Origin of the sequence: Streptomyces cadmiisoli (genome assembly GCF_003261055.1) — a bacterium.
GTDB lineage: Bacteria > Actinomycetota > Actinomycetes > Streptomycetales > Streptomycetaceae > Streptomyces > Streptomyces cadmiisoli.
The window spans coordinates 7766429-7786692 of record NZ_CP030073.1 but is presented as its reverse complement, the minus strand read 5'-3'; the positions used below and the strand labels follow the sequence as shown (position 1 = coordinate 7786692).

General features: G+C 72.2%; 13 protein-coding genes and 1 pseudogene. 3 read left to right on the top strand and 11 right to left on the bottom strand.

Annotated elements, in window-relative coordinates; translation table 11 throughout:
* Positions 1–3: 3 nt before the first annotated feature.
* On the bottom strand, positions 4–843 hold the full coding sequence (locus DN051_RS34320) for an alpha/beta fold hydrolase (RefSeq protein WP_112440546.1): 840 nt from the start codon (positions 841–843) through the stop codon (positions 4–6).
* A 174-nt stretch (positions 844–1017) separates the two neighbouring features.
* Here DN051_RS34320 and paaK point away from each other — a divergent pair, with 174 nt between their 5' ends.
* Positions 1018–2352, top strand: coding sequence for a phenylacetate--CoA ligase PaaK (paaK, locus tag DN051_RS34315; protein ID WP_112440544.1), 1335 nt, complete (start codon positions 1018–1020; stop codon positions 2350–2352).
* Here the strand turns inward: paaK and DN051_RS34310 are convergent.
* The 3 genes and pseudogenes from DN051_RS34310 to DN051_RS34300 all read right to left on the bottom strand — a co-directional run.
* Positions 2321–3316: pseudogene (locus tag DN051_RS34310) on the bottom strand (AMP-binding protein); the annotation flags it as partial. The gene paaK and the pseudogene DN051_RS34310 sit on opposite strands and share 32 nt — an antisense overlap.
* Entirely contained in the window at positions 3301–5247 is a 1947-nt protein-coding gene (locus DN051_RS34305; protein WP_246041151.1) for a recombinase family protein, read from the bottom strand. The pseudogene DN051_RS34310 and the gene DN051_RS34305, both read right to left, overlap by 16 nt.
* 151 nt (positions 5248–5398) lie before the next feature.
* A complete protein-coding gene (locus tag DN051_RS34300; protein WP_053761801.1) occupies positions 5399–6574 on the bottom strand; it encodes an SNF2-related protein in 1176 nt (391 codons plus the stop codon).
* A 54-nt stretch (positions 6575–6628) separates the two neighbouring features.
* On the opposite strand from DN051_RS34300, the gene DN051_RS34295 reads away from it, so the two are divergent.
* Positions 6629–9052 carry a penicillin acylase family protein gene (locus DN051_RS34295; RefSeq protein ID WP_112440541.1) on the top strand — a complete coding sequence of 808 codons (2424 nt, stop codon included), beginning with the start codon at positions 6629–6631 and terminating at the stop codon, positions 9050–9052.
* Between the two features lie 147 nt (positions 9053–9199).
* Here the strand turns inward: DN051_RS34295 and DN051_RS34290 are convergent, their stop codons facing one another.
* From DN051_RS34290 to DN051_RS34280, 3 genes are all read right to left on the bottom strand, one after another.
* A complete protein-coding gene (locus tag DN051_RS34290) occupies positions 9200–10447 on the bottom strand; it encodes a DUF418 domain-containing protein (protein WP_112442614.1) in 1248 nt (415 codons plus the stop codon).
* Between the two features lie 114 nt (positions 10448–10561).
* Positions 10562–12103 carry an acyl-CoA synthetase gene (locus DN051_RS34285; protein WP_112440539.1) on the bottom strand — a complete coding sequence of 514 codons (1542 nt, stop codon included), beginning with the start codon at positions 12101–12103 and terminating at the stop codon, positions 10562–10564.
* Positions 12100–13212 (bottom strand): NAD(P)H-dependent flavin oxidoreductase, encoded by a 1113-nt coding sequence (locus tag DN051_RS34280; protein WP_053761798.1) that lies wholly within the window; start codon positions 13210–13212, stop codon positions 12100–12102. The genes DN051_RS34285 and DN051_RS34280 overlap by 4 nt, the downstream gene beginning before the upstream one ends.
* A gap of 180 nt (positions 13213–13392) precedes the next feature.
* Between DN051_RS34280 and DN051_RS34275 the strand changes: the two genes are divergently transcribed.
* Positions 13393–15168: a serine hydrolase domain-containing protein gene (locus DN051_RS34275; RefSeq protein ID WP_112440537.1), complete on the top strand. Its 1776-nt coding sequence runs from the start codon at positions 13393–13395 to the stop codon at positions 15166–15168.
* Positions 15169–15332: 164 nt separating this feature from the next.
* On the opposite strand, the gene DN051_RS34270 is transcribed toward DN051_RS34275, so the two are convergent.
* The 4 genes from DN051_RS34270 to DN051_RS34255 all read right to left on the bottom strand — a co-directional run bounded on the left by DN051_RS34270 (position 15333) and on the right by DN051_RS34255 (position 20153).
* Positions 15333–17561, bottom strand: a complete 2229-nt coding sequence (locus DN051_RS34270; RefSeq protein ID WP_053761796.1) for a serine/threonine-protein kinase — start codon at positions 17559–17561, stop codon at positions 15333–15335.
* The gene (locus DN051_RS34265; RefSeq protein ID WP_053761795.1) at positions 17543–18481 is read right to left on the bottom strand and encodes an oxygenase MpaB family protein; all 939 of its coding nucleotides are present in this window, start codon (positions 18479–18481) and stop codon (positions 17543–17545) included. Before DN051_RS34265 ends, DN051_RS34270 begins: the two co-directional genes overlap by 19 nt.
* A gap of 9 nt (positions 18482–18490) precedes the next feature.
* The gene (locus tag DN051_RS34260) at positions 18491–19678 is read right to left on the bottom strand and encodes an acyl-CoA dehydrogenase family protein (protein WP_053761794.1); all 1188 of its coding nucleotides are present in this window, start codon (positions 19676–19678) and stop codon (positions 18491–18493) included.
* Between the two features lie 106 nt (positions 19679–19784).
* Positions 19785–20153, bottom strand: a complete 369-nt coding sequence (locus DN051_RS34255) for a four-helix bundle copper-binding protein (RefSeq protein ID WP_112440535.1) — start codon at positions 20151–20153, stop codon at positions 19785–19787.
* Positions 20154–20264: the final 111 nt, after the last annotated feature.

The following is a 20264-nucleotide window of genomic DNA, read 5'->3' as shown; positions in this document are numbered from 1 at the left end:
AGCTCAGGCGCCGGCGAAGAAGGCCGCCGTACGACGGGCGAACCACTCGGGGTCGTCCAGCCACGGGTAGTGTCCGGCACCGGGCTGCACCACGACCTCCGCGCGCCCGAAGACGGCGGCGGCCCGCCGGGCGAGCGCGGGCCGCGGACCACCGTCGAGCCCACCGGCCAGGACCAGGACCGGGGCCTTCAGCGCAGCCAGCGCGGCGCGGGTCGCGGGCGGGTCGTACGCGCCTTCGGAGCCGTACCGTTCGGCGGCCTCGTCGTTGCTCTGCTCCTCGTCCCGCGCGGAGTGCGCGGCGGCCGGGCCGTCCCAGCGTCCGTAGAAGAACGGCATGATCCTCGGATCGAAGTCGCCCTCGCCCGCGAGCCAGCGGCGAAAGAGCGCGAACGCCTCGTCGAACCAGGGCTCGCCGCTGCGCAGCCGCGCCGCGGCCAGGCGGTCCTCGGTCGTCGCCGGCATGCCCAGCGCCCATGGTGTGGCGGTGATCAGCGCCAGCCGGGCCACCCGCCGCGGATGCCGCGCCGCGTACAGCATCGCCAGGCTGCCGCCCGCCGAGTGCCCGAGCAGGTCCATGCGCTCCAGGCCGAGATGGACGCGCAGCGCCTCGACGTCGTCCACCAGCCGGTCGCAGCGGTACGTCGCCGGATCGGCCGGCACCGCGGAGTCACCGGTGCCGCGCAGGTCGAGCAGGACCAGCCGGTGATGCGCGCCGAGCCCGCCGAGGTCCCCGAGGTAGTCGGCGGCCCGCATGGGGCCGCCCGGCAGGACGACGACGGGGTCGCCGGCGCCTCTCAGGTGGTAGGCGAGTCGGGTCCCGTCGGAGGCGGTGAACGTCGGCATGGGGCCGATCGTCCCCGGGTACGGCTCTCGTCCGCAACGGGGTTCCGGCCGGGCCGTCCGGGAAAGTGCGGGCACGGCCCTTGCCCCGGGCCGGACGGGCTGGATTACTTGATCCCGCACAGCACGACCGAATGATCGGTCGCCCGAATTGGCACGATTGCCTAGGAGTTGCCCATGTCGGACAGGACGGACCTGCTGGACGCGGGAGAACGACTCGACGCGGCCGGACTGCGGGCGCTCCAGGAGGAGCGTCTCCGCGCCCAACTGCGGCACGCCTACGACAACGTGCCCTTCTACCGCGAGCGCTTCGACAAGGCCGGCGTCCGGCCCGACGACTGCCGCGGTCTCGCCGATCTGGCCCGCTTCCCCTTCACCACCAAGGACGATCTGCGCGAGCACTACCCGGACGGGATGTTCGCCGTGCCCCGGGACCGGATCCGCCGCATCCACGCGTCGAGCGGCACCACCGGCCGCCCCACGATCGTCGGGTACACGGACGGCGATCTGTCGATGTGGGCCGACATGGTGGCCCGTTCGCTTCGGGCCGCGGGCGCCCGGCCCGGCGACACGGTGCATGTGGCCTACGGCTACGGCCTGTTCACCGGCGGCCTGGGCGCCCACTACGGCGCCGAGCGGCTCGGTTGCACCGTCGTCCCCGCCTCCGGCGGCATGACCTCCCGTCAGGTCCAGCTGATCCAGGACCTGCGGCCCGGCGTCATCATGGTGACCCCGTCGTACATGCTGACGCTGCTCGACGAGTTCGAGCGGCAGGGCGCCGATCCGCGCGGCACGTCCCTGCGGGTGGGGGTCTTCGGGGCCGAGCCGTGGACGGAGGGGATGCGGCAGGAGATCGAGGAGCGGTGCGGGATAGACGCGGTCGACATCTACGGGCTCTCGGAGGTGATCGGGCCCGGCGTCGCCCAGGAGTGCGTGGAGACCAAGGACGGACTGCATGTGCACGAGGACCACTTCTACCCCGAGATCGTGGACCCGGTCACGGGCGAGGTGCTGCCGGACGGCGAGCGCGGCGAACTGGTCTTCACATCGCTCACCAAGGAGGCCATGCCCGTGATCCGGTACCGGACGCGGGACCTGACGCGGCTGCTCCCCGGCACCGCCCGCACCTTCCGCCGGATGGAGAAGGTCACCGGCCGCAGCGACGACATGGTGATCCTGCGCGGCGTGAACCTCTTCCCCACCCAGATCGAGGAGATCGTGCTGCGCACCCCCGGCGTGGCACCGCACTTCCAGCTGCGTCTGACCCGCGAGGGCAGGCTGGACGCCCTCACGGTGCGGGCCGAGGCGCGCCCCGACGCCTCGGCCGAGGTACGCGCCGCGGCGGCGCGCTCGATGGCGACGGCCGTGAAGGACGGCACAGGTCTCTCCGCGGCCGTCGAGATCCTCGACCCGGAGTCGCTGGAGCGGTCGGTGGGCAAAATCCGCAGGATCGTCGACGAGCGCCCGCGCCAGTGCAGCACTAGGCCAGCCGGTCTCTCAGCTCCCTCTTGAGGATCTTGCCGCTGGCGTTGCGGGGCAGTTCGTCCACGAACAGCACCCGCTTGGGCACCTTGAAGCCGGTCAGCCGGTCACGGACATGGGCGATCAGGTCCGTCTCCGTGACCTCGCCGCGCGGGACGACGACCGCCGTGACGGCCTCGATCCACCGCTCGTCGGGCAGGCCGATCACGGCGGCCTCGGCGACCGCCTCGTGGGTGTAGAGGGCGTCCTCGACCTGACGCGAGGCGACGAGCACACCACCGGAGTTGATGACGTCCTTCACCCGGTCCACGATCGTGAAGTAGCCGTCCGCGTCGCGCACCGCGAGGTCGCCGGAGCGGAACCAGCCGCCGCCGAACGCCTCGGCGGTCTCCTCCGGCTTCTCCCAGTAGCCCTCGCACAGTTGCGGTGAGCGGTAGACGATCTCACCGGGGGTGCCCTCGGCCGCGTCCTTGCCGTCCTCGTCGACGACACGCGCGTCGACGCACAGGACGGTCCGGCCGCAGGAGTCCATCCGGCCGTCGTGCTCGTCCGGCCCGAGGACGGTGGCGAGGGGGCCGATCTCGCTCTGTCCGAAGCAGTTGTAGAAGGCCAGTTGCGGCAGGCGCTCGCGCAGCCGTTCCAGTACGGGCACCGGCATGATCGACGCACCGTAGAAGGCCTTGCGCAGACCGCCGAGGTCGCGGGTGGCGAAGTCGGGGCGGTCGGCGAGGCCGATCCACACGGTCGGCGGCGCGAAGAGGCTGTCCGCGCGTCCGGCCTCGATCAGGTCGAAGAGACGGTCGCCGTCGGGGGCGTCGAGGATGATGTTCGTCGCGCCCACCGCCAGGTAGGGCAGCAGGAAGACGTGCATCTGCGCCGAGTGGTAGAGCGGCAGCGCGTGCACGGGCCGGTCCCCCGGGGTGAGATCGAGGGCCGTGATGGCGCTCAGGTACTCGTGGACCAGTGCCCGGTGGGTCATCATCGCGCCCTTGGGTCGCGGGTGATCGAGTCACTTCCTGCGTTGAGTATCAAGCCCGGGATGACCTCGAACTTCAGCCGCATCCGGGGCAGTCGCGACGGCACCGGCTGTGCGCCGGCCGTGCCGAGTAGTCCGATGGCTTCCGACCAGGCGCCAGAGGTTCGCCACCGGTCCCATGCGGACCGCATGGCTCCCGGATTGCCGTAGTCGGTGAGCGTGTGCCACGACCCCTCATGGCGGGCCTTGTGCAACAGCCCTTCGAGGGCTTGGCGTTGGGGCAGCCGCTTGTCCGGCCGGTGCCTCGCACGAATGACGGGCTCGACCACTGCCCAGGTGTCGTCTGTCAGAACGGGGATCGGTCGGCCGGCTTCACGGAACCAGGTCGTCACTGGGCAGGACCGCGCGAAGTTGCCGACTGGTTCGAGCAGTACGAGCCGGGCGTTCATCATCCCGAGCACGAGCGCCTGATCATCCAGCGTGACGTTCGTCAGCCGCTTCGCCGCAAGCTTTGCCAGCTGCTGAAGTTGCTGCGCCTGGTCTTCGACCGCAGCGCTCTCCGCCTGCCAGGCAGCCACTCGCGCCCGCTCTTCGGCGAGCGCGGTGCGCTGTTCCTTCAGCGATGCTGTCGCAGCGCGGATGGCCTCTTCCGGGTTGTCGCTCTCCTGCGCCGCGGCAGCCATGATGACCCCGATCGCCCGGTCCTTCTGCGCGATCTCACCCTCAAGTTCCTTGAGCCGCTGGACGAAATTCACTTTGGCCTGGTCGTTCAGACCAACCCATAGTTCCGCCCGTAGCTTCAATTCCTCCGGGTCTCGCAGCAGCCTGACCAGCCTTCCCCACGCGTAGAATTCGATTTCGTCTGCGGGGATCTGACGGCATGTACACACCGGCGCGCCGGCATACTTGGGCCGCTTCCCAGCACAGCGGTATTTGCGGGCACGCTCCCCAGGGGCGCAGCCTGTGTAATACTCCCCGCACGTCGACAGGATGCGTTCGGACAGTGGGCACGTCCGATCACCCCGCTTCGGCCCGTAATTCCTGACCTTGACCGCACCCTTCAACTCAGCGACTTCCACTTCGCTGAATGCCGATGGAATGCGAATCACGACAGTTTCGCCGTACACGGGGTTGCCATCGGCATCAGTCTGGACGCGGTTCGCCGCACTCTCGGTGGCCCGGAAAACCACCCTGGATTCGAGCACGGCAGCTGACAGCAATCGGGCTTGTAGATTCTGCCGCGTCCACAGCTTTCCCCAACGGGTCAGCTTTCCTTGCGCGTTCAGTGAGCCCGCCGCGCGCTCGATGTCTCCCTTATGCTCGATGACCAGTCGGCGCGCCATATCCAGGGTGTGCCATTCACCGTCAGGGCCGTCGTCAAGGACGTATGTGCACTCGCCCTTCCTGCCCTGGTTTTCGATGCGCCAGCCATACGGGCATTGACCGCCGACGTAGCCGGCTTCGTCCGCTCGCTGTTCGGCCGCCTCTTGAATTCCGCCCTGGGTCCGGTCGCGGATCGCAATGCGTTCGTCTTCCGCGCGGGCCGCTTCATCACGCATGCGTTTGCGGCCTTCGTCCGTGGTGTTGTCGTAGTCACCGCGGACGATGGCCGTGAAAACCCCGAGGTCTTCCAGTTCCCACACCCATGGCCAGAACGCACGACCGGCTCGCCCGATGGCGCGTTCTTCGAGCACCACAACAACGTCGAAGGGGCGAGGCGTCGTACGGGCCAGTTCCATCAGTCGCTTCAGGTCCGGGCGTTCATGCCATTCGAGGCTGCCGCTGAAACCTTCATCGGCGAAGGTCTCGACCAGGCGCCAATCCTTCTTGGCGATGTGGCGACACACCTTCTTGCCGGTGTAGCGGATCCCGAAGCCCTTCTTCTGCTCCTCCGTTGAAACCCGCAGGTAGGCAACTGCACGGAGCTGACTGGCTGTACGGCGCGTCACCTCGATGGCGCTGAGAAGTCTGCCGTTCACGCGCCCTCCCCTCCCCTAGCCGAACCGCCTCATTCTATGAGTCGGCGCCGTCCGCACGGGGAGCGAAGAGGAAATCCAGCAGCCGGGAAAATGCCACCGGGTCGGGGCGCTCCGGCGCCCGTCAGCGGCGCCACACCGGCGAGCTCGGCGATGTCCTTCCGCCGCCGCCCCTCACCGGACCACAACACGATCCGTGCACGAAGCGCCACATCGGCCGGAACATCCCGCGACCCGGCCAACTCCCGTGGCAGCGACCATCTCGGCAACCATCACTGACGCCTCGCGGTCCTTGCGGCTGACGTTGTCGGCAATGCCCGGCTCGATGTCGGACAGCACGATGCGCGCGGTGACAGGGCGGGTCTGGCCGTACCGCCAGCAGCGGCGGATGGCCTGGTAGTACTGCTCCCACGAGGCGCTGAGACCGACGAACACCGTGCGCGCAGCGCTGCCAGTTCATGCCGAAGCCTGCGATGGACGCCTTCGTGACCAGGTGCTGAATCTCCCCGCGGGCGAAGGCGAGCAGGTGATCCGCCTTCTCCTCGGGCGACAGGGAGCCGTGCACGTTGACCGCCCCGGGGATGCCGTCGGCCAGGCGGTCGGCTTCGTCGTTCCGTCCGGCCCACAGAAGCCAGGGTTCGCCAGGTTCGGCATGAACCAGCGTCAGGGCGTGCGCCACGCGGTCGTCGACTGTCGCGGCGCGCGTCTCCGCCCGCCCGGCCACGCCGGCCAGAGCGTACAGACCACGCGTCTCCACGAGGTGCGTGCGGATCGACAGCGGCGGAAGGTTGTAGCGGCCGGCCGGGCAGCCAATATCCACCGGGGACCGGAGCGCAGCCGCCCACGTCGCCATCCAATAGAACATCGCCGGACGGCCGTGGTGCTGGAGCCGCCATTCCTTGCCGTCGTTGATGAAGTACGTCGCCAGCATCTCGGTACGTCGCATCGCGCCAAGGAACTCAGCCTGGCTGGTCAGCTCCTGCGGGGCGTTCGGTGCGGGCGTCGCGGTGCACGCGAGCCGGTACGGCACCTTCGCGAAGTGGTTGATCAGTTTCGTGCGGGTCTTGCCGATGTGATTCTTCAGGATCGACGCTTCGTCCAGCACCACGGCATCGAGGCCAGCCCGGTCGAAGCGTTCGACCATCTCATAGTTCGTGATCCACACCCCCGGGCCGAACGCCTGGTCTCCGTTGCGCACGTAACGGATCTCGGTGTCGAGCCGCGCGGCCTCTTCGACCGTCTGGTGGCACACCGCCAGCGGCGGGTGAGCGATCGGCCGGTGCGCCCGCCGTGCGCGCATACCCGGTGGTACGGTCGGCAACTCCCGTTGTGCTCAACGAAGTTGGGAGGCACGATGCGAATCCGCCGTCTGCGACGGCTCGCCGTGGCGGCCGTCGCCCTGCTGACCGCGGCGACCGCGTCGCCGCTGTCCGCGGCCGAGCGGTCCGAGCGACCGGACCGGCACGAACGCCCGTCCCACGGCGGCCTGTCCGCCGACATCCGGTACACCGAGTACGGGATCCCGCACATCCTCGCCGAGGACCACGCGAGCCTCGGCTTCGGCACCGGCTGGGCGCAGGCCGCCGACCAGGTGTGCACCCTGGCCGACGGATTCGTGACCGTGCGGGGCGAGCGTTCCCGCTTCTTCGGACCAAACGCGGCGCCCGACGGCTCGCTCTCCTCGGCCGCCACGAACCTGTCCAGCGATCTCTACTTCCGCGGGGTGCGCGCGGCGGGGTCGGTGGAGGAGGTGCTGCGCACGCCCGCGCCACGGGGTCCGAGCCGCGAGGCGAAGGACATGATGCGCGGCTTCGCGGCCGGCTACAACGCCTGGCTGGCCCAGAACCGGATCACCGACCCGGCGTGCCGGGGGGCCGGCTGGGTACGGCCGGTGACGACCCTGGACGTGGCGGCGGGCGGCCTGGCCCTGTCCGTGCTCGGCGGGCAGGGCCGGGCCGTCGACGGCATCACGGCCGCCGCCCCGCCGGCCGGGTCCCGGCCGGCCCCGGGACCCGGCGCCGAGGCGACCGCACGGGCCGCCCGGGAACTGTTCGCCACCGACGGCGCCGCCATGGGCTCCAACGCGGTCGCCTTCGGCGCCGGCACGACGGCCGGCAAGCGCGGTCTGCTGCTGGGCAATCCGCACTACCCCTGGCAGGGCGGGCGGCGCTTCTGGCAGTCCCAGCAGACCATCCCCGGCAAGCTGAACGTCGCGGGCGCCTCGCTGCTCGGCTCGTGGACGATGTCCATCGGCCACAACGCGCACGTGGCCTGGAGCCACACCGTCGCCACGGGCGTCCCGGTCAACCTCCACCAGCTCGCGCTCGCCCCGGACGACCCGACGGTGTACCTGGTGGACGGCCGGCGCGAACGGATGACGAAACGGTCCGTCACCGTGCCGGTGAAGGACGGGCCCGCGGTGACACGGTCCCAGTGGTGGACCCGGTTCGGGCCGGTCGTCAGCTCGCTGGGCGCCTCGCTGCCGCTGCCGTGGACGGCGACGACGGCGTACGCGCTGAACGACCCCAACGCCGTCAACCTGCGCGCCTCCGACACCGGGCTCGGCTTCAGCCGCGCCCGCGGCACCGGCGACGTGCTGACCGCCCTGCGGCGCACCCAGGGGCTGCCCTGGGTGAACACCGTCGCCGCCGACTCCCGCGGCCGCACCCTGTTCAGCCAGTCGCAGGTGCTGCCCCGCATCACCGACGAGCTGGCCGAGCGCTGCTCGACACCGCTCGGCAGGGCCACCTACCCGGCCTCCGGCCTCGCGGTCCTGGACGGCTCACGCGGCGACTGCGCCCTCGGCCGCGACCAGGACGCCGTGCAGCCGGGGACCTTCGGACCGGCGCGGATGCCGACGCTGACCGACGCGCCCTACGTCGAGAACTCCAACGACAGCGCCTGGCTGGCCGCCGCCGACCGGCCGCTCACCGGGTACGAGCGGATCTTCGGCGATGTCGGCACACCGCGGTCGCTGCGCACCCGCGGTGCGATCGAGGACGTCTCGGCGATGGCGCGCCGCGGTGGTCTGACCGTTCGGGACCTCCAGCGGCAGCAGTTCGCCAACCGCGTGCCCGCCGGGGACCTGGCCGCCGCCGACGCGGCGCGGGCCTGCGCCGCGCTGCCCGGTGGCACGGCGGCCGGCAGCGACGGCGGCGCGGTCGACGTGCGGGAGGCCTGCCGGGTGCTCGCCGCGTGGGACCACACCGTGGACACCGGCAGCCGTGGTGCGCTGCTGTTCGACCGGTTCTGGCGGCGGCTGTCGGCGGAGGTGCCGGCCGGACGGCTGTGGAAGGTGCCGTTCTCGCCCGCGGACCCGGTCCGTACGCCGCACACCCTCAACACGGCGGACCCGGGCTTCGCCGCCGCTCTGGCGGACGCCGTGAACGAACTCCGGGCGGCCGGGATCCCGCTCGGCGCGCGGCTCGGGAACCACCAGTTCGTGGTCCGCGACGGCCGGCGCATCCCGGTCGGCGGCGGTGCCCACGTGCTGGGCGTCTGGAACATGCTCCAGCCCCGGTGGGACCCCGGGCGGGGCGGTTACACCGAGGTGACGCACGGCTCCAGTTTCATCCAGGCCGTCGGCTGGGACGGCAGCCGCTGCCCGGTGGCGCGCGTGCTGCTGACGTACTCCCAGTCCTCCGACCCGGACTCGGCGCACTTCGCGGACCAGACGCGGCTGTTCTCCGAGGAGCGGTGGGTGACCTCCCGTTTCTGCGAGAGGGACATCCGGTCCTCGCCCGAACTCAGGGTGGTGCGGGTGCGCGAGCGCCGTTGACCGGTCGGCACGGCGCCGGGTGAGCCGTGGCCCCGGGGCGGTCCGGGGCCGCGGGCGGGGCCGTCCGCGGCCCCGCGGCGGGGAGACGGTCCCGGCGGCGGCCGGACCGGCAGGAAGCCGGCTGACGGCCGGACCTCGCCCCGTACATCAGCCGGCGCAGCAACGCCTCGGCGGGGCCTCGGCGGGGCTTCGGCGGCCGGTGCGTTCGAGGGTGAACGCACCGACCACCGTGACCAGCCAGACACCGGTGGCGTAGATCGCCGTGCTCGCGCTGCCCAGATGCTCCCCGAGCCCCAGTCCCCAGGCCGCCAGCACCGGGGCGAACAGCAGCGAGTGGGCGAGGTAGCAGGACAGCGATCGTCTGCCGACGGCGGAGACCGCCGCGACCGCGACGACGCCGCGGCGCCGTTCGCGGCCGGTCCACCAGTGGGCGAACAGGGCGACGGCCGCCACGTAGCCGAGTCCGGCGGCGTTGCCGGTGACGTCGCGGAGCACGGTGAGCGCTCCGGACTCGCTCTGCGCGTCGGGCGGCACGTCCAGGGCGCCGACATGCGCGAGCGCGGCGGGCAGCGCGCCCAGCCAGCCGACCGCGACACCGACGACGGCCGTGCGCCGCAGCAGCGGGAGGTGCCTGCCGGGCTCCTCCAGGACGCGGCGGCGCGCGGCCGAGAAGCCCAGCAGGAAGACGACGTAGCCGCCGCCGACCAGGGCCAGCGGGGCAGCCACGAAGGTGACGAACAGGCCGGTCGTCAGACGTGTGCCGGCCGAGGCCGTCCAGCTCTCCTCGCCGGACGCGTAGGCGAGGTGTCCGGGATCGGCGCCCGCGTCGCCCAGGCTGCCCAGCTCTCCCCGGAGCAGGGCGCTCAGCACGGGCCCCGCCGACAGGAGCAGCAGCAGGGCGACTCCGATTCCCGTCCACCACGCGAGCGCGCGCTCGCCGCGCCGCAGGAAGGCCGCCCCGAGGACGAGGCTGAGCACGCCGTAGAAGCCGATGATGTCGCCCGCCATCAGCAGCACGGCGTGCGTCAGGCCGATGGCGATCAGCCAGAGGCTGCGCCTGCGCAGGAGCCGGGCGACGTCCCGGCCTTCGGTGCCGGCGGCGGTCTGGCGCAGCCGGAGCTGCATCATGCCGTGGCCGAAGAGGAAGGCGAACAGCGGATAGACCCGCAGGTCCAGCGCGATGATCATGGTGAACTGCACCGCGTGGTCGAGCCACGAACCGTCCACGGGCTGCCAGCCGGACGGTCCGCGCCGGGCCGCCCAGAGGTGGAAGGCGGTGTTCGAGAGCACGATGCCCAGCAGCATGGCCCCGCGGGCGAGATCGGGGGCGAGCGCCCGTTCCCCGGGCCGTACGGCGCCGCGCCGCAGCGCACTCTCCCTGCTCGTGATCGTCATGCTCAGTACGCTGGGAGAGCGCGGCGCGCCGGGGGATCGGCCGGAGGTCGACGGGCGGCCGACCGAAGTCTGACGTCGGAACCCGGCCTCGGCGACCATATGTGCGCCGACGTGTCACTCCGTCTGTGCCGGGTGCTGCCAGTGGGGTTCGCGCAGACGTCGCTTGTACAGCTTGCCGTTGGGGTCGCGGGGCATCTCGGTGATGAAGTCGACGGTCCTGGGCCGCTTGTAGCCGGCGAGGTGCGCCGCGCAGTGGTCGAGCAGGGCGGCGGCGAGCTCGGGGCCCGGCTCCTGGCCGGCCGCCGGTTCGACGACCGCCTTCACCTCCTCGCCCCAGTCGTCGTGCGGGATGCCGAAGGCCGCGGCGTCGGCGACCGCGGGGTGGGCGAGCAGGACGGACTCGATCTCGGCCGGGTAGATGTTGACCCCGCCGGAGATGATCAGGTCGATCTTGCGGTCGCGCAGGAAGAGGTAGCCGTCCGCGTCGAGGCAGCCGAGGTCACCGACGGTGAAGAAGTCGCCGATCCGGTTCTTGCGGGTCTTGGCGGCGTCCTTGTGGTAGCTGAAGCCGCCGGTGCTCATCTTCATGTACACGGTGCCGAGTTCGCCGGGCGGCAGCCGGTTGCCGTCGTCGTCGAAGATCGCCAGTTCGCTGATCGGCCATGCCTTGCCGACCGTGCCCGGCTTCTTGAGCCAGTCCTCGGCGGTGGCGAAGGCACCGCCGCCCTCGCTGGCCGCGTAGTACTCCTCCACGCAGTGCCCCCACCAGTCGATCATGGCGCGTTTCACATGGTCGGGGCAGGGGGCGGCGCCGTGGATGGCGTGCCGCATGGAGGAGACGTCGTACGCCGCCCGCACCCCGTCCGGCAGGGCGAGGAGGCGATGGAACTGGGTCGGCACCATGTGGGTGTGGGTGCACCGGTGGGTGTCGATGAGGCGGAGCATCTCCTCGGGGGTCCACTTGTCCATCAGCACCAGCCGGTGGCCGATGTGCAGGGAGGCGGCGGCGAACTGGAGCACGGCGGTGTGGTAGAGCGGCGAACAGACGAGGTGGACGTTGTCGTCGAAGGGCCTGATGCCGAAGATGCCGAGGAAGCCGCCGAGGTTGGACTCCTCCGGCCGGACGCCGGGCAGCGGCCGCCGGATGCCGCGGGGGCGGCCGGTGGTGCCCGAGGTGTAGTTCATCACCCAGCCGAGGGTGCGGCCGTCGGGGGGCGACTCCGGCAGCCCGTCGAGGAGTTCGGCGTACGGCCGAAAGCCCGGGGACGCGCCGACCGCGTAGCGGCGTGCGGCGGGCAGCCCGGCCTCGTCGGCGGCCTGCCGGGCGGGCTCGGCGAACCGCTCGTGCGCGATGAGGACCTTGGCCCCGGAGTCCGCGACGATCCAGGCGATCTCCGGGCCGACGAGATGGTGGTTGACCGGCACGAGGTAGAAACCGGCCTGGGTCGCGGCCAGGTGCGCGGTGAAGAACTCGGGGCCGTTGGGCAGGACCACCGCGAAGGCGTCGCCCCGTTCGAGGCCGGCGGCGCGCAGCCCGTGCACCAGCCGATTGGCGTCGGCGTGCAGACGTCCGGCGGTCCATGACGTGCCGTCGGGCGCGACGAGGACGGTGCGGTCGGGGTGTTCGACGGCCTGGGCCCAGAATCCGGTGGTCATGACCGGCCACTCCTCGCGGCGATGCGGTTGATGCGGTCGACGGCCTGCTCGAAGCCGCGCGTCAGGTCGTCGAAGACCGCCTGGACACTGCGTATGCCGGTCATCCGGCCGACGATCTGGCCGACGGGCGTGCCGAGCAGCGGCTCGACCTCGTACCGCTGGATACGGGACACCGCGTCGGCGACCAGGAGGCCCTGGAGCGGCATGGGCAGGGTGCCCGGGCCGGCCGGGTCGTCCCAGGCGTCGGTCCACTCGGTGCGCAGCTGCCGGGCGGGCTTGCCGGTCAGGGCGCGGGAGCGGACCGTGTCGCCGGATCCTGCGGCGAGCAGTTTGCGGGTCAGGGCGGGAGAGCGCAGATCGGCCTCGGTGGTGGTGAGCCACAGCGAGCCGAGCCAGACGCCCTGGGCGCCGAGGCTGAGCGCCGCGGCCACCTGCCGGCCGCTGCCGATCCCGCCGGCCGCCAGCACGGGCAACGGGTCGACGGCGTCCACGACTTCGGGGGTGAGCACCATGGAGGCGATGTCGCCGGTGTGGCCGCCCGCTTCGTACCCCTGGGCCACCACGATGTCGATGCCCGCCTCCTTGTGCTTGCGGGCGTGCCGGGCGCTGCCCGCGAGCGCGGCGACCAGGACGCCTTGGTCGTGGGCGCGGGCGACCACGTCGGCGGGCGGTGAGCCGAGCGCGTTGGCGAGCAGTCCGATCGGATAGTCGAAGGCGACATCGAGCTGGGAGCGGGCGACCTGCTCCATCCAGCCGGTGATGCGCCAGCCGGACGCCTCACCTTGGGGGAGGTCGGGTACGGCGTACTTGGCGAGGGTGTCCTGGACGAACCGCCGGTGCTCCGGCGGGATCATCGCCTCGACGTCCGCCTCGGTGACGCCCTCGACCTTCTTCGCGGGCATCACGACGTCCAGGCCGTAGGGCCGGCCCTCGACGTGCGCCTCGATCCAGTCGAGGTCGCGCTTGAGGTCGTCGGGGGCCGTGTAGCGGACCGCGCCGAGCACTCCGAATCCACCGGCGCGGCTGATGGCCGCGGCGACCGCGGGGAACGGCGTGAAGCCGAAGACGGCGTACTCGACTCCCAGTTTCTCGCTCAGCTCCGTCTGCATGGGCGCAGGATGCCGCAGCGGACCCGACGACGGAAGAGGTTTTCTGACACAGCGTCAGATTTCTGCCGTCCCACCGGGAACGCTCACCCCATTGACACATTCCGCATCTGACAGGAAAGTTTCACTCCGCAAGGCGATCTCGGAAATTACTTTCATAGACTGCGTGCGGGAGGGTCCTCGATGGGCGAAGAGATGGCGACCGGGTTCACCCGCCGTCAACTGGGCGCCGGTGCAATGGCCTTGGGCGGGGCGCTCGCCCTCGCCCCCCTGCCGGCGGGGCCGGCCGCGGCGGCGCCCCGCGGATCACGTCGTACGACCCTGCGCCGCGGCTCCCCGGAGCGCGCCGGACTGCTCGGCACCCATCTCGACCGGCTCGTCACCGACGCGCGGGCCTTCCTCGGCCCCTCCCCCAAGTACCCCTGGTACTCGGGCGCCGTGCTGCTCGCCGGACGCGGCGCGACCGTGGCACTGCACGAGCCGATCGGCATGGCGGTCCGCTACGCGGCGTACGACGAGACGACCGACACCGGCGTCGAGTTCCCCGCCGACCAGCAGATACCGATGGCCGAGGACACCGTCTTCGACCTCGCCTCGGTGTCCAAGCTGTTCACCTCGATCCTCGCCGTCCAGCAGATCGAGCGAGGGACGCTGGACCTGGAGGCCACGGTCGCCTCCTACCTGCCGCCGTTCGCCGGCGCGGGCAAGGAGAACGTCACCGTCCGCCAACTGCTCACCCACACCTCGGGCTTCCGTGCCTGGATCCCGCTGTACAACGCCCCCACCTACGAGGAGAAGCTCCGCCTCATCTGCAACGAGGCACCGCTCAACGCGCCGGGGAGCACCTACCTCTACTCGGACCTCAACCTGATCTCCCTTCAGCTCGTCCTGGAGAAGATCACCGGTCGCCCGCTGGACACGCTCCTCCACGACGAGATCACCGCTCCGCTCGGCATGCGCCGCACCCGGTTCAACCCGCCGGCCTCCTGGCGGCCGGGGATCGCCGCCACGGAGGACGCCCGCAAGCCCTGGTCCGGGCTCGACCGCGGACTGGTGTGGGGCGAGGTGCACGACGAGAACGCCTTCAGCCTGGGCGGTGTCGCGGGCCACGCGGGGGTGTTCTCGTGCGCCTGGGACCTGGCGGTGCTCGGCCGCACGCTGCTCAACGGCGGCACCTACGGCCGGGCCCGCATCCTGCGGCCGGAGTCGGTGGAGCTGATGTTCACCGACTTCAACACCGACTTCCCGGGCGACGAGCACGGCCTGGGCTTCGAGCTGTACCAGCACTGGTACATGGGGGCGATGGCCACACCGCGCACCGCGGGGCACACCGGCTTCACCGGCACCTCGCTCGTCCTCGATCCGACGACCGACTCCTTCCTCGTCGTGCTCGGCAACTCGGTCCACCCGGTGCGCAGCTGGCGCTCGGGCTCCGCGCCCCGGGTGGCGGCCGCCACCCATCTGGCGCGCGCCGTACCGGTCCGTCCGGCACGCGGGCGCACCGCCTGGTACTCCGGGACGGCGAGCGCGACGACGGCCACCCTGACGCTGCCCGCGCTCGACACGGCGGCCGGCGGGGCCCGGCTGCGCTGCGCGCTGTGGTGGGACACCGAGCCACGGGCCGACGGCCTCTTCCTGGAGTCCTCGGCGGACGGCGGGGAGACCTGGCAGACGGTGCCGTTCACGACGGAGCGCCGCGGTGAGGCGCCCGAGGAACACCCGGCGGGCCTGGCCACCGGCTACTCGGGCCGTGTCTGGCACCGGCTGACGGCGGAACTCCCGGTGGCCGCGGGGCTCACCCTGCGCTGGCGGTACACCACCGACCGGCTGTACGTCGGCCGCGGAGCGTATGTCGACGCCCTGCGGGTCGAGGCCGGCCGCAAGGTGCTCTTCGACGAGGCACGCCCCGCCGACGGGGCCCGCATCACGGCGACGGGCTGGACGGCCTCGGCGGACTGAACACGCCGGGCTTCCCGGAGCGGTGCGGTGTGACGGCGGGCGGTCGGCGGCGCCGGGCCGGCGGGCGGCTGACCGGCCGTCTCCTCTCGGCTGCGGGCACGGTGGCTGCCCGAGCCGTCCTCCCGCGAGCGCCGGCCTGCCGGGCGCGGCCCGGTGGGCGTCGGTCAGGACGGGCCGGACGGCTGCTGCCGGCGCAGGGTCGCCACCTTGCGGTAGAGCTCGACGGCCTCCTGGGCGCGGCCGAGCTGCTCCAGGCAGTGGGCCTCGTCGTTGCGGCCGGCGAGGGTGTCGGGATGGGCGGCGCCCAGGATGCGTTCGCGGGCGGAGGCCACCGCGCGGTACTCGGTCAGCGCGTCCGCCCAGCGGCCGAGCCAGCCCAGACCGACGGCGACCTCACGACGGCTGACCAGGGTGTCGGGATGGTCCGGGCCCAGCACCCGCTCGCGGATCGCGCCGACGTCTCGGGCCTCGGCCAGCGCCTCCTCCCAGCGGCCCAGCCGGCCCAGGTTGACGCCGAGGCCGTGCCGGGCGCGCAGGGTCTCCGGGTGGTCCGGGCCGTGCACCCGGGCGCGGTCCCCGACCAGACCGCGGTACAGCGTCAGCGCCTCCGCGCCGCGGCCCAGCCGGCCCAGGCTGATCCCGACCTCGTAGCGGGCGGCGAGGGTGTCGGGATGGTCGGCGCCCAGCGCGCGCTCCCTCGCCTCGGCCACCTCCCGGTAGGTGTCCAGCGCCTGCGGCCAGCGGCCGAGCCGGCCCAGTGCGTAGGCGACCTCGTACCGTGTGACCAGCGTGTCCGGGTGGCCGGCGCCCAGTACCCGGGCGCGGGCCTCGGCGACCTGCGCCGCCATCCGGTACGAGTCCTCCAGCCGCCCCAGCCGGCCCAGGTTGAAGGCGAGGTTGTGCCGGCAGCGCAGGGTGTCGGGGTGGTCCGGCCCCATGGTGCGCTCCCGGGCGGCGAGCACCCGCGTGTACTCCTGGTGCGCGTCGAACGGCCGGCCCAGCCGGCCCAGCGCGTAGGCCATCTCCTGCCGCGCGGCGAGGCTGTCGGGGTGGTCGGCGCCCAACGCGCGCTCCCTGGCCTCGGCGACCTGCGTGAACCCGCGCAGCGCGTCCGCCGGCCGGCCGGTGCGGCCGAGTGCGTAGGCGATCTCGTAGCGGCTGGCGAGGGTGTCGGGGTGGTCCGGGCCGAGAAGGTGCTCGCGTTCGGCGGCGACCGCGCGATGCACCTCGCCCGCCTCCGTCCACCGGCCCAGCCGCCCCAGGCTCAGGCCCGCGCTGTGCCGCCCTGCCAGCGCCGTGAGCACCGCCGCCGACGGCGCCGGCGGCGGCGGCACCGGAGCCGGGCCCTGTCCCGCGGCCGTGTCCGGACGGGCGATCCACTCGCTGGTGAGCGCGGCCCCGGCGTCCGGGGGTGTGCTGCGCAGCGCGGCGCCGGCCGCCTTGTGACCGGTGGTCATGCCGCGGGTCCAGGACGGCAGCCGCTGCTCGCGCACGGCCGCCGCGGGCGGCGGTCCGGTGACGACCGTCGGCACGTACGCGGGCGCGGTGCGGCCCGCGTTGATCCGCCGGCCCACCTCGGCTGCGTCGTGCGGGCGTTGTTCGGGCAGCTTGGCCAGCAGGTCCAGGATGATCCGCTCCAGGTGGGCGGGCAGCTCGCTGCGGTGGCTGCGCGGCGGTTCGGGTGGTGTGTCCCGGTGGCCGACGAGGACCGCCCAGGCGTCGTCGAGGTCGAACGGCGGGACGCCGGTGGCGAGTTCGTACAGCACGCACCCCAGTGAGTACAGGTCGCTGCGCTGGTCGACCTCGTGCCCGCCGATCTGCTCCGGCGACATGTAGTGCGGGGTGCCCATGGCGATACCGGTGCCGGTCAGCCGCGAGGTGAAGCCGATGTCGTGGCCGAGGCGGGCGATGCCGAAGTCGCATATCTTCACCGTGCCGTCGTTCAGCCGCACGATGTTGGCCGGCTTCAGGTCCCGGTGCACGATGCCCTGGCGGTGCGTGTAGGCGAGGGCCGCGGCCACCTGGTCGGCGATGTCGACGATGTCGGGGACGGGCAGCGGATGGTGCTTGTTGTCCTCCAGCAACTGGCTGAGGTTGCGGCCCTCCAGCAGTTCCATCACGAGGAACAGGACGCCCTCGGACTCACCGAAGTCGTGGACGACGGTCACACCGCGGTGCTGGAGCGCGGCGGCCACCCGGGCCTCACGGCGGAACCTCTCCCGCAGCACACGGGTGAAGGACTGGTCGTGGTGCGCGCCGAGGGGTTTGAGGCACTTCACGGCGACGTGCCGGCCGAGCGACTCGTCGCGCGCCCGCCACACCTCGCCCATGCCCCCGCGCCCGATCAGGTCCAGCAGCCGGTACCGGCCCTGGATCAGCCTGCTCTCCCCCATCGCGTGCCGTCGCCCCCGTCGCTGTCCGCCGCGCCCTCCCCTGGCCCGTCCAGTATGGCGGCGTTTGGTTCGAGTTTGTACGGTGCCGGGCGGCTGCCGGGACCGAGTCGTTCCATGGCGCGCAGGATGTGCCGGGGCGGGAGTTGCCACCGCACACGGGCGGGGACGCCGCGCAGCAGGGCGCCGGTGAGCCGCAGCCGGCGGGTGACGGTCGAAGGGCCGGGAGCCGGGCGGCCGTACAACTCGTGGGCGTACGGCGGCAGGGAGGCGTACGCGAGTCCGGCGACGCGCCGCCACAGCGTGCCGCGGGCCGGTACGAGCAGCGGGTGCGTCGGCGGGCTCCGCAGGAAGTCGTCGACGTCCCGTGCCTCGGACCCTGCGGCGAGTCCGGGCCGCACCGTCTCGAAGTAGGCGGCGAGTTCGCCCCGGTCCGCCGGAACGGCCCCGGGGTCGAGGCCGACCAGACGGGCGGCGGCCCGGTGTTCGCCGATGTAACGGTCGGCGTGGGCGTCGGTGAGCGGGAATCCCGAGCGGCGCAGGACGTGCAGATACGAGTCGATCTCCGCGCAGTGCACCCACAGCAGCAGCGCGGGTTCGTCGATCGGGTACTCCTCGCCGGTGTCCGGGTCGGTCGCCCGCAGCATGCGGTGGATCTTCCGGACGCGGGCGCCGGCCCGTTCGGCGGCCTCGGTGGTGCCGTAGGTCGTGGTGCCGACGAAGTTCGCGGTGCGCATCAGCCGGCCCCAGGCGTCGCGACGGAAGTCGGAGTTCTGCATGACGCCGCGTACCGCGCGCGGATGCAGGGCCTGGAGGTAGAGCGCGCGGATGCCGGCGATCCACATCATCGGGTCGCCGTGCATCTGCCAGGTCACGGAGTCCGGGCCGAACAGTCCCGGGTCGCCCGCCTGGATGGCCGCCATGCCGGAAGGCTAACGCCGTACCCGCGGCATCCCCAGGCCGATCCAGGAGATGATCTCCCGCTGGATCTCGTTGTTCCCGCCGCCGAAGGTGAAGATCACCGCGGAGCGGTAGCCGCGCTCCAGTTCGCCGCGCAGGACCGCGCCGGCCGAACCCTCCTGGAGGGCGCCCACGGAGCCCACGATCTCCATCAGCCACGCGTAGGCGTCCCGGCGGGCCTCGGAGCCGTACACCTTGACCGCCGAGGCGTCCTGCGGAGTCAGGGTGCCGTGCTGGACGGCGCTGACCATCCGCCAGTTGAGCAGCTTGAGGGCGTCCAGTCGGGTGTGGGTCTGCGCCAGCCGGCGGCGCACCCAGGGCAGGTCGATCACCCGGCGGCCGTCGGTGAGCTTGGTCTCCGTCGCCCAGCGCTGGACGTCGTGCAGGGCGCGGATGGCCATGGTGCCGTGCGCGGCGAGGGTGACGCGCTCGTGGTTGAGCTGGTTGGTGATCAGCCGCCAGCCCTGGTTCTCCTCTCCGACCCGGCGGGAGACGGGCACCCGGATGTTCTCGTAGTAGCTGGCCGTGGTGTCGTGCCCGGCGAGGGTGTTGATGACGGTGCAGGAGTAGCCGGGGTCGCCGGTCGGCACCAGGAGCATCGTGATGCCGCGGTGCGGTGGGGCGGCGGGATCGCCGAAGGCGGTGCGGACGGCCAGCCACACCCAGTCCGCGGTGTCCCCGTTGGTGGTCCAGATCTTGTGCCCGTCGACGACGTACTCGTCGCCGTCGCGCACCGCGCGTGTCTTGAGGGAGGCCAGGTCGGTACCGGCGTCGGGCTCGCTGTAGCCGATCGCGAAGTCGATCTCACCGGAGAGGATCCGCGGCAGGAAGTACGCCTTCTGCTCCTCCGTGCCGAACTGCATGATCGTCGGACCGACCGTGTTGAGGGCCATCAGCGGCAGCGGTACGCCCGCCTGCGCGGCCTCGTCGAAGAAGACGAACTGCTCGGTCGGGGTGAGTCCGCGCCCGCCGTACTCCTCGGGCCAGCCCACGCCCAGCCAGCCGTCCGCGCCGAGCCGGCGGACGGTCTCGCGGTAGAAGCGCTTCTGCGCGGTCCGGTCGGCGTGCCGCAGGTGGGCGTCGTCCGGTACCAACTCGGCGAAGTAGGCGCGCAGTTCGGTGCGCAGCCGCTGCTGCTCGGGTGTGTAGTCGAGATGCACGGCGCCTCCAGGCTCCCCAAGGCCGGTCCTGACGGCGCACACGGTAGAACGTGTTTCAGAAATAGGGAATGGCCGTGGCACGGGACGGGCGGGCGCCGGGCTCAGCTCACCCCAGCGTGTCCAGGAAGCCCGTGCAGGCCCGAGCGCAGGCGCGGCACGCCGCGGCGGCGTCCTCGGCGTCGGACAGGCCGTCGAAGACGCGGGCGGACTCCAGACACAGGGCCCGGCACCACTCCAGCTGGATCCGGATCCCGTCCTCGTCCACGAGATTCTGCTCGGAGAGCACCCGGCAGGTCGCGTCGCAGACCTCCGCGCACATGATCCCTTTGCGTCGTACGAGCTCTTGACCCCCGGCGCCGTCCGAGTCCACCAGGCTCGCGCGCAGCGCGCACACCCGCGCACACTCCGTGCATGCCTGCGCGCAGGCGAAGCGGTCCTCCAGGAAGCGGATGAGCTCCTGTTGCGATGCCGTCACACTGCGCGGGTTGCCGGGACGGCAGCCACCAAACCCCCGGCGCGCGCTTCCGGGCCGAAATCCACCCCCGTGGACCCGCGGGACTTTCGCACCCGCGGCACGCGGCCGAAC